Source organism: Actinomadura napierensis (assembly GCF_039529375.1).
Classification (GTDB): domain Bacteria; phylum Actinomycetota; class Actinomycetes; order Streptosporangiales; family Streptosporangiaceae; genus Spirillospora; species Spirillospora napierensis.
In genome coordinates, this window is sequence record NZ_BAAAMR010000193.1 from 1 (window position 1) to 10,039 (window position 10,039).

10 protein-coding genes are annotated in these 10,039 nt (G+C 66.5%); 7 read left to right on the top strand and 3 right to left on the bottom strand.

The window, feature by feature from the left end:
* Positions 1 to 136 precede the first annotated feature (136 nt).
* Positions 137 to 292, top strand: coding sequence for a hypothetical protein (locus tag ABD296_RS47620; RefSeq protein ID WP_344284522.1), 156 nt, complete (start codon positions 137 to 139; stop codon positions 290 to 292).
* A gap of 744 nt (positions 293 to 1,036) precedes the next feature.
* Here the strand turns inward: ABD296_RS47620 and ABD296_RS47625 are convergent.
* Positions 1,037 to 1,960 (bottom strand): NmrA family NAD(P)-binding protein, encoded by a 924-nt coding sequence (locus ABD296_RS47625; protein ID WP_344284525.1) that lies wholly within the window; start codon positions 1,958 to 1,960, stop codon positions 1,037 to 1,039.
* Between the two features lie 91 nt (positions 1,961 to 2,051).
* Here ABD296_RS47625 and ABD296_RS47630 point away from each other — a divergent pair, with 91 nt between their 5' ends.
* From ABD296_RS47630 to ABD296_RS47640, 3 genes are all read left to right on the top strand, one after another.
* Positions 2,052 to 2,627 carry a TetR/AcrR family transcriptional regulator gene (locus tag ABD296_RS47630; protein ID WP_344284526.1) on the top strand — a complete coding sequence of 192 codons (576 nt, stop codon included), beginning with the start codon at positions 2,052 to 2,054 and terminating at the stop codon, positions 2,625 to 2,627.
* 695 nt (positions 2,628 to 3,322) lie between these two features.
* Positions 3,323 to 3,751: a hypothetical protein gene (locus ABD296_RS47635; RefSeq protein WP_344284528.1), complete on the top strand. Its 429-nt coding sequence runs from the start codon at positions 3,323 to 3,325 to the stop codon at positions 3,749 to 3,751.
* A 495-nt stretch (positions 3,752 to 4,246) separates the two neighbouring features.
* Positions 4,247 to 4,534 carry a hypothetical protein gene (locus ABD296_RS47640; RefSeq protein ID WP_344284531.1) on the top strand — a complete coding sequence of 96 codons (288 nt, stop codon included), beginning with the start codon at positions 4,247 to 4,249 and terminating at the stop codon, positions 4,532 to 4,534.
* A gap of 219 nt (positions 4,535 to 4,753) precedes the next feature.
* Here ABD296_RS47640 and ABD296_RS47645 read toward each other — a convergent pair whose 3' ends face one another.
* Positions 4,754 to 5,485, bottom strand: a complete 732-nt coding sequence (locus ABD296_RS47645) for a nucleotidyl cyclase domain-containing protein (RefSeq protein ID WP_344284534.1) — start codon at positions 5,483 to 5,485, stop codon at positions 4,754 to 4,756.
* 351 nt (positions 5,486 to 5,836) lie between these two features.
* Here ABD296_RS47645 and ABD296_RS47650 point away from each other — a divergent pair, with 351 nt between their 5' ends.
* Positions 5,837 to 7,030, top strand: a complete 1,194-nt coding sequence (locus ABD296_RS47650; protein WP_344284537.1) for a hypothetical protein — start codon at positions 5,837 to 5,839, stop codon at positions 7,028 to 7,030.
* A gap of 339 nt (positions 7,031 to 7,369) precedes the next feature.
* Positions 7,370 to 7,672, top strand: coding sequence for a site-specific integrase (locus tag ABD296_RS47655; protein ID WP_344284540.1), 303 nt, complete (start codon positions 7,370 to 7,372; stop codon positions 7,670 to 7,672).
* A gap of 82 nt (positions 7,673 to 7,754) precedes the next feature.
* On the opposite strand, the gene ABD296_RS47660 is transcribed toward ABD296_RS47655, so the two are convergent.
* A complete protein-coding gene (locus ABD296_RS47660) occupies positions 7,755 to 8,171 on the bottom strand; it encodes a hypothetical protein (RefSeq protein ID WP_344284543.1) in 417 nt (138 codons plus the stop codon).
* A gap of 281 nt (positions 8,172 to 8,452) precedes the next feature.
* Between ABD296_RS47660 and ABD296_RS47665 the strand changes: the two genes are divergently transcribed.
* Entirely contained in the window at positions 8,453 to 9,712 is a 1,260-nt protein-coding gene (locus tag ABD296_RS47665) for a hypothetical protein (RefSeq protein WP_344284546.1), read from the top strand.
* Positions 9,713 to 10,039: the final 327 nt, after the last annotated feature.

Consider the following 10,039-nt stretch of genomic DNA (forward strand, 5'->3'; position numbering starts at 1 on the left):
GAGGAACAACACCGCACCTCACCACCGACCGGCTGACCCATCTCACCCCAGGTGGCCGTGAAACGGGGGGAACCTCAAAAGGAGTAGCGCTGATGTGTGTTGGGTCGTGTGCCGCTCGGATACTCGGTTTCGTACTGTGAGCTGGGATTTGCTGCGGGGCCGTGGCAGTCACTGCGATCATCTCGAGGTGTTGTTGTCTTTGCTGTACCGGTTGGTCCGGAGCCTGCTCGGTCTGCTGGTGAGGCTGGTCTGGTCTGATCCGTCCAAGGATGTCGAGTTGCTGGTGCTCTGACATGAGAACCAGCCGCCACACCCACCTGGCGGCACTAGGCGGCGACACCCGTCCCTGCCCTGGCGGCGTGGTGGGCCGACCCGCCGACGGCACCCCTGTGCCTGCCGAAAACCACGTCCGTGCAGGTAAGAGGCATAGGAGGTGGCGGGCTCCGACGCGAGGCTTGGTCAGTTGCAGAGCAGACAACGGCACGGCGTTCGGCGCGGGATGATGAACGGTTGTGCTTGCCTGCGGGCGAACGAGGCAGAACGCCGGCATCACGATGATCACACTTCCGCTGACCTCCCTCAGCGGCACGACGCGGTGGCTCCTCGCCGGCCTCGGCGCGGCGGTCCTGGCTAGCTTCGCCGGTTGGGAACGACACTGCGGCCGGAGCGGCGGGCAGCCGCTGATCAATCCGGCGCTTGCTGCGGATTCCGCCCGTCAGGCCGTGATCTCGCACGTCCAGAGCCTTCTGGCTCCCTTATCTCTATCGCCGACACCCCTTGAAGGGTTAATCGAATAGATGCCGCACCGCGGCCAGTGCGTGGATCAGTCATGCCAGGCAAGGAACCCCCACGCCACCGCCTGGGCTGGTGTCCCATTCACCCGCCCGCCGGTGGTCAGGCTCCGGAGCCGCTCGGCGGGGTGCCCGGCCCGCCGTCACGGTATTGACCGCACGGGCCGCCGTCTTCGTGGTCGCGTTGACGGGAGAACCAGGGGAACGGCAGGGGTGCCCGGAGGACCCGGAGGAAGACCGCCCGTTCAGGCGGCGGTCTGAAGGTGCTCGTGCGCCCATTCTTCGAAGCCGGTCAGGTCGATGCCCAGCGCGCGGGCGAACCGCGGCCGGGCCGGCTGGCCGACCACCTCCATGAACTCGTGCGTGGCACCCATGTCCCCCATGCCGGCGGCGCGGGCCTGCTCCTCGGTCATGTCCGGGGCCGTCACCGGGACACCGAGGGCGCGGGAGAGGATCCCGGCGATTTCGATCATGGTCAGGTAGTCGCTGGCGAGCTCCAGCTCGACCCGGTGGAACTCGGCCGGGGCGGACAGGGCGGCCGCCGCGGCCCGGCCCACGTCCTTGGCCGCCACGAGGGCCAGGTGCGTGTTCGGCTTGATGACGGTGACCAGCCCTCCTTCGACGCCGCGGGGAAAGTAGAACCGCGTGGACGGCTCGAAGTTCTCCATGAAGAACGACGGCTTGAGCAACGTCCAGGAGGGGAAGTCGAGCTCGCGCAGCCGGTCCTGGATCGCTGCCTTCGTGCCGAGCGGGGCCTCCATCACCGCCCACCGTCCTTCGGCCCAGCCCGGAGCCTCGACGTGCTGTCCCACGCCGCTGGTGGAGGACTGGACGAACTGCTCCACGCCGGCGGCCCGCGCGGTCGTCATGAGGTTGTCGGCCTGACTGACCTCGCCGTCGAAGTCGAACCCCTGCCCGGTGAACGCGGGCATCTGCACGGAGAAGACGGCCCGCACGCCGTCCATGGCCGCTTCAAGGGTCGCGGGTTCGGTGAGATCGCCCACGACCAGGTCGGCGCCGAGTTCTTCGACGGCCCGTGCGCGCGGCGTGCTCGGGTCGCGTACCAGGGCGCGCACCGGTGTTCCCTGCGCGCGAAGGGCGCGGACGGTGGCGCCGCCTTGGCGTCCGGTGGCACCGGTGACGAGAACGGGTGTCGCGGCAGTGGTCATGAGCGCATCTCCTCAAGCGGTCGCGAACATAAACGGCGGGGTCCGCCGTTTCGCGTTCGCTACAATACGGCGGGCCCCGCCACTTATCAACATGGGGGAGATCATGACCGGCCAGCGCTCGGACGCCCGCCGCAACCGCACGCACATCCTCGCCGTGGCCGAAGCCGAGGTGGCGGCCCAGGGAGCCCATGCCTCCCTGGAGCGGATCGCCCGCATCGCAGGCGTCGGATCAGCCACCGTCCGGCGCCATTTCCCCACCCGCAAAGCCCTGCTCGAAGCCGTCTTCGAACAACGCGTCCACGCCCTGTGCGATCGCGCTCATGCGCTCTGCGGCGAGGACGACAGCCGCTCCGCATTGGTGGAGTGGCTTCGCGAACTGCTCGCCTACTCGCTCGCCGCGCGCGGTCTGGCCGACGTCCTCTCCTACCAGCCCCTCCAGGACGAGGCCGCCCAGGACTCCTGCGCGGCGTCCATCGGCACGGCTGGTGCCTCGCTGCTGCGCAAGGCCATCGCCGACCGCGCCGTCGGGGCGGACGTCACCATCGACGATCTGCTCACCCTGATCGTGGGAATCGCGCTGGCCACCGAGAACTACACCGACCCGGCGACGCAGGCGGACCGCGCCTTCCGGCTCGCCGTCGCAGGCCTCGGCGTCGACGGCACCTGACGTAGAGCGGTGGCTGTGCCCGCCGGAGCCACCGAGTCCGATCGGCGCCCCCAGGCTGCCCACCGATCGGTCCGATCGCCGACCGATACGTCGACCGGAAGGAGATCTGCCGTCGCGGCCGCCGGCAAGTGCTACACAGCATCAAGACCGCGAAGGAGCCCGACCGGAGCGCCGTTTTCGATGGCGCCCGACCGGCCAAGCGTCCTCAGCACCACCGAGACGTGAACCACAACCGCCGCGCGACACCAGGGCGCGGCGCTCTTACGCAAAGACATCGAGGAAGGTTGTCCAAGGGGTCCGCCGCGAACGCACCAGGTCGGTCCAGCCCTACCGTACGCAGCAAACCGCGACCGGCGAAGAACCCGGCAAGAGCAGCGGCGGCGCCGGCCAACCGGAGCGGGGCCGTCCATCATTCGCCGAGCACTGACGAAGACGGGTTCTGGGAAATGTTCGGCTGGGCAGAGGCCGCTGTCCTGGCGGCATTGCTCGTCGCTGTGGTGCGGGTGAGCTTGCGGTCAGTCAGAACCATAGCGGCGGGGTTGCGGTGCTTCCGGCCCCGCAGGCGACCAGCGCGGACGGCCACCACGACAGCAACCTGCGTCCATCCAGACGACCCTTCTTACGTCGACCCGTTCACCTGGAGCGGAGCATCACTCGCCGGTCCTGGCGCGGACGCCGCCGTCCGCCGACTCGCCATGGACGTCGTCACCAACCGACACAAGGACGCCATCGAACTCGTGCTCAGTCGTCCGCATGCATCGCGACTCCTCGGCCTGAACACCGACGATCTGACGGAGGAGCGGATTCCGGGTCTCATGCTCTCTCGCGACGATCAGCAGACACACGCTTACCTGCTTCGCCAGGGCATCTCGCGCCGCCTGGTGATCACCTACGCTGGCGAGGGGCACGACCCGCAACGCCTCCTGCCTCAACAGAACGATCGCCTTGCCGTCGTCATCATGTCGACCGGCACCAAACCTTCCGCCTGGATCTCAGCCGATGGCACGGTCACTTCATGCTCCGGCACGGAAGCGACGGCGGTGCGACTACCCAGCCGTGTCCCTCTGCTCACCCGGTCCGAAGCTCAAGATCAACTTCTGTCCTTAGCGACGCGCGGAACGTAGCGATGCGGCCCTCACATCACCGACCTGGGGCAATGCGCCGCCCCGAGGTGACGCGGGAGCGTGAAGAAGACCAGCCGCCGTGCTCCAAGGGCCGAAGCGCCCAAGCCCGGATGCCTCCCGAGGCACGGCTGTTGAAGGGCGTTCAGAAGTCAGGCTCGGGTCTGCGACGCAGTGCGCGTTCGAAGGCTATGCGGTGCCGCTCCTTCGGGCTGGGACGGTGGCGCGGGTCACGCGGGTCGGTGGGGTCCGAGGGCGGGCGCATGCGCGGGTCGAGGCGGTGGCGGGGAACGGTGCTGTAATCCTGACCAGGGATCGGAGCGACATCGGTGCCTGCGACACGGGCGTGCCGGCCGGTATAGCCATCACGGCTGAGTTCGATCCACAGAACCTGGGCCCACCAGGACCGGTCCGGATGTTGTTCCCAGGCTAGCAGGAACGCGGGACCGCCGATGGCGCGGTAAGTGACGGCGGGTGGCACCCACACCTCAACGCCCCATGATGCCGAACATGTGTTCCATTATGCCGTTCGCCGAGGCACGCGGCGGCTTCTGCCTGGCTTGGGGCGGCGTGGGCCTTGCCGGCCAGGCGCGATTGCGGTTCGAGATTCTGCTCGCCCAGGGCCATGAGGGCGGGGTGCTCAAGGCCGCCGACCGGAATCGCGAAGACAAACGGGGCTGGTGGAAGGCCAAGCACCGCACCATCACCGAAGCCATCATCGGCCGCGTCACCGGAAGCCTCGGCGCGCCCCCAGCCCCTGGCCCTCGGCCGCTACGAGCAGAGTAGGCGCGCTTCATTCGCGAGAAGGGGCACCGGATGCTCGCGAGCTACGACACCCCTTTGCTCAGAGCCAAATGATCAATGTCCGCGAGAAGCGGCTCCGCCTGTGGTCCTCAGGTGTCCCTGGCGCGTTCGGCGTGACGCCTTCAGTCACTTAGCGTGATGTTGATTCTCCGTTAGGTGCACTCTTCTGCCGAAGAGCGGATGTTGGGCCGCGAGCCATGTTCACCTCCCGCCCAACAGGGCCGTCTTTGGGGTGGGTCCAGCAGTTTCGCCGTTCGAGCGAAACGAGACCTGTGATGCTGGCGCGCGAGCAGTGAGCCGAGGACGGCGGCAGCGAACCGGGATAGTGATCCAGGCTGGCGCGACGGTCTCCTTCACCCGGCACTCCACCGGTAGGTAGTTGTCGGGGGCTAGCGAGCCGTGAGTGAGGATGACGCTGTCATAGACCTGCTGGGAGGCAATGAAGGCCAGGTCGACGTTGGGCTCGTCCAGTGCCTCGCGTAGTTGTGGAGAGTCCAGCAGGCGGAACAGGTGATTGACCGACGTTCCGGTGACACCGTGGTTATCGCGGACGACTGGTCCTAGATGCAGTGCGGCTCGTAGCCGGATCCGTCCGGCAGTGCTGGACAGTTTATTGTGGCGCTGGAGGCGGGCTCGGATCAGTTCGAGTAGCGGATCGATGAGCAGGGCGGGGGGCTCGTCAGGGCAGGCGATGAGCAATACTCCGTCCCCGCGATCTTCCCGGATCGCCTCGGTCCAGGATAGGCCCGCCTTGTCCCAGGATTCTCGTAGCACCTGGTAGAGCCGTTCCCTAACAGCGACATGCGCCTCGTCGTCTCGCTCAGAAGAGCCGAACCCGGCGATGTCGACGCTGAAGATCGGGCGCCAGGGCGCGGGTCGTGACGCCGTAACGCTCCGGTGTGTCGTGAAGGCGTCGGGTCCTGGGACGGGCATGGCGGCCTCCTTGGTTGTGATGCCAAGCCGGTTCTCCACGGCTGCGGCGTGAGTGAACTGTGCCGAGTGTGGTACGTGTCGGCGGGCCGAGGCCGATGCTTGAATCGGTGGTGCAGATGGTAAATATGTCGGCCTTGGCATCCCAGGGTCGCGCGCAGGGCGGCAACCATGGGTTCAATACTCGGACGGCCGGCCAAGCCGGCGGATTCGTCCCGTACCGGCGCTGACGCTCTGGTGGGGTGGCTCGCTCGGACCCATCGCTATAACGCGCCCGACGCTGAATCGGCGACCGCGGCCACGTTCGCCGCCCGGACTGCCGCTAGTAAAGCCTCCCGGGGCATCGGCCCGGCCATGATCTCGCGGCTTGAACACGGAACCGCGTCCTGGCAGCCCCACCACCTGGCCTCCTACGAACGGGCCCTTGGCCTGCCCGAAGGACGGCTTACGGGACCCGCGCACAAGGTGCTGCGAGCATGGGCCCCCCGTGGTCGCAGCGAGGACCCCTACTGGCTGCGGTCGGCTGCCGAGGCTGAGCAGCGGGCAGCCGACATCATTGATGCTGTCTTGGGGGTGGACGTGGTCAGCGCCGCCGACTGGGACCTGCTCTCGGGACATTTGCTGGCCACCGGGCGCAAACTTGGAAGGCGCACCTGGGGCACCCTGGTGGACCGGTTGATGCTGGAGATTTGCGCATCGCAGGGGATCGACCAGGATATTAGGGCCGAGGCGTTGCTGCGAATCGGACGGGCCGAGCTCGCAGTCGGCCTGACCGGGGAGATTTCCATCGACACAATGACCCAACGAGGGAATCCGGCGTCCTTTCAGCCTCTGAAGATCTACCAGCGCGCCCCCGGGCGGGCCCCTGTCGGTTGGGTTGTGCGGGCGCTATTTGATCCGCCGGACCGATGGCTGCTGCGCGAATTGTTTACCACTGTGGCGGCATTGGTCGACACGGGGACCTGGCATCCCTCCGTGCGTCAGTTAGTCGCCCTGCAGCGAGAGTGCAGGGCGACTATTCACGACACGCAGGGCGAAATGGAGGTCCGCCGTGCCGCCATGCAGCTCATGCGCCGCTGCGATCCGGCCCCGTACCTGGGGCTGGACGGGGCGGCCGGCCATGAGCTGGTCTACCTCGCTAAGCCCGCTGCTCGTCCGGACGCGCAGACCAGCCGGTACCGGGACGCCTGCCTGCGTCTGGCCGCCGAGATCCAAGACATCGGCCTGGTCTGGCAGGCCAAGTGGGATCATGGAGAAGACCCGCTGCTCGGGGACGTCCTGGGACAGAGTCTGGTCGGCCAGGACGACATGACCCGGTCGGTGTATACAGCGCTGCTGGTCAACTCGGGGTACCGCGATGCGTTGCGGCTGGCGCTTGTCCGGCTGCTGCACCAAGGAGCCGATCGGTTCGAGACGATTCTCCTGCGGGCCATGATCCGGCTGCTCGGCAAGATCGCCGAAGGAGCTCAGGACGGTTGGACTCTTCTTGGCATCATCGGCGCGGACCGTATCGACCTCGACACACGTGTCCAAGCGTCTGGGCGCTGACCAATTCGGCCCCGCGCATGCCCCCGGGCGTGCTCGACACGATGCTGAAACTCTGCCAAGACCGCTCGTTTGGCGCGCAGTCCACCACCGTGTTACGCGCAGCGGTGGCTGCATGCGGACGAGCAAACCGCGGGGAGGCGCTCCACCAGCTAGCGGAAGCTCGCGATCAGGTCCTCGCCGTCCGCGACGAATGCCGGTGGTGGAACGCATTGCCCGGCTATATCCGCCACTCTGTGAACGCCACCGGAACAGCCATTCACGGACCGAGTTGAGCCTGGCCTTCGGCAAAATGGAAAAGCAAGCGATACTCGTGATCCGAGTCATCGTGACCAGACGCTCATGTCGCGAATCGAGCGGCTTTGCCAATATGCGGATGTTCGTCAAAGCGGCGCGCGAGCCGCCACCCGCCGCCTGCGCCGTCTCGCAGCCGAATCCGTCGTCCGGTTGCCGCGGATGCACCCGCACATGCTCCGCCACACCTTCGTGACCACCATGCTCGACGCAGGCGTCGACCTGCGCGACGTACAGATCGCTGCCCGCCACGCAGACCCGCGCACCACCATGCGCTACGACCGAGCCCGCAACAACCTGGACCGCCACCCCAACTACATCCTCGCTGCCTACATGGCCTCTGGCACCTGAACCAAGGCAGCAAACCGAAACGCGCTGGTCTGCCGACGAGCGGGCAATACGCCACGACACGAGGTGCCAGCGGAAGGCGTTGTCATTCGACTTCCTCGCGGAAGGTTTCGGTTCTCTTGAGGTGTGCGATAACGCGTCGAACCAGGTGCTCTTCGGCGGAGGAGGGGGTGAGGAAAAGGTGCGGCACGCCCTTGTCCCACTTGATCTGGACGGCGGGGGCCGCGGGGCAGTCGGTCTTGCGACCGCTAGTGAATCCGAGATTCACGGCCTCCTGAACTGCGTGCTCAATCCGGTTCTTCTGGCCTGGGTCAGGCTCGGGAAGATGGAAGCTCGCCGCGTCCTGTACGGCTTCCTGCACGTTCTGGGTTGCGCCATCGAGTTCTGCTTGGGCGTCTCCCCATGACAGATGCCGTACACGGCCGATCAGCGCGAAAACGGGATGGCGAAAAATCAGCCCGAGGAAAAGCACGGCGACAGGCCATGCGAGTCGGCCGGTCATGGCATCGATGAACTGGAGGGGTGTTCACCAGCCCACACTGACGCGTGGTGCATAGTAGTGATGCAGATGCTTCACGAGTTCTTACCCGGCCGAAAGCGGTCGGCACCAGGACCGGGGTTGAGGAATGCATGCCTCACTATGCGCTACGACCAAGCCTCCAACAGCTTCGAGCGCCCCGACCACAGCTCCGCGCTGCGTTGCCTCCGCCGAAGAATCAGGGCCGCAGATCAGTAGGTACTGGTCTGCGACGTCGAGTGCACTCTTGCCAGTAAGGTGAACGGATGTTCGACGCCGATCATGTCCGTGTGCGACGGATCGCTGACAAGCTGGTGGCGGTGCGCTCCATGCCTGCGGCGTCCAAGGCCTTCGGCGCGGAAGCACACAGGTTCAAGCTGGAACCGCCGTTGCCGGAGGCCATGGTGGCCGAGTTCGAGGAACGGCACGAGGTGGCGCTTCCCAAAGAATTCCGGCTGTTCGTCATCGAACTGGGCAACGGTGGCGCCGGCCCGGGCTACGGGTTGCGGCGCCTAACTGTCTCCTGCTGTGCTCATCGACGATCGGGGCACCTGACCAGGCCGAGTCCGTATCGGCCCGGCCCCCGGTACCTCGATGACTGGGAGCAGCGGTACGAGAGCCCGCCTGGCCCAGATCGCATCTTCTTGCCCGGCACGGTGGAGATCGCCGGTCACGGATGTTCCCTCGTCACCCATTTGGTCGTGACGGGACCGGCGCGAGGACGGCTGATCAATCTCGACTGCGAAGGTCCGATCGGCCCGTACGTGCTCGAGGACGCGGACTTTCTCGCCTGGTATGAACGATGGCTGGACGAGGCCATGGCCGGTTACGACATCGGCTGGTTCGGTGAGCGGCTTCCGCTGGGAGAACCTGCACTGCTCACTGTGCTCACCGATGATGGGTCCCCGACCCGGCGGGTTCGTGCCGGGGAGTCGCTGCTGAGGCTACCGGCCATCAGCGACCGCGCCTGGGCCGCCTTGGCCGCGGCCATGTCCACTGACGTGGACGCCAGTGTGCGGGCCGAACTGTGGGACCTCCTCAGATGGCAAAGACACAAGCACCAGCGCCACTTGAACAATGCCGAGGCGATCGCCGACGATATCGCGCTGTATGCCAGATCCTGCACTCCACCGGACCTCAAGGCCCTCGACATCCTGTGCAGGCTTACCCTGACCGACGTGCTGCCGGAACTGGCCTGCCAGGACTCCCAACGGCGCCGACGGGCGGCCTACCATTTCGCTCAGCCTTGGCCGGGTGAACGGGACGGCTCGCGGTCAGGGTTGCTCGACGACGCCGTCACCGAACTCCTGATCGACGCCGATGCGCTCCTTCGTTCGCACGGCGTCGCCGCAGTCAGACTGCTCGGCCTTACCCACCTTCATCCCCGACTGCGCGAAATCCAGCGGACCGAGACCGATCCCTGGGTACGCCACCACCTCGACCAGATCCTCGGCGAGGACCCGCCCCAGACCTGGGCCGACCTCGCCTCAGCGCCACCAGAAATGACCGAATACCCCCCGTTCTGACGCGCGGACTCCAACGCGTCGCCGATTACACGAACCGCTTCGACCCCACCCAGCCGCATCTCCGCGTCCTACGTGTTACCTCGAGACCTGAACCAAGAGCTCAAGTCGGTGCGCGTTACCCTCTCGACAAATGCACCCTCATGGCTCCCCTCTGTGCCAAGAAGCTGTGCTGAGGGCGGTCGTAGGCTGGGTGATGGCGTGTCCGGGAAGTGGCTTGTCCTAACTGCCGGCATGGGGATGTGAGCCGGTCGCGCTGGAGTCAGTAGTCGTTCCCCGGTGCCCTCCCGGGCTCGTCGTCGAATCTCTGAGTGCGTCGTCGAGCATGCG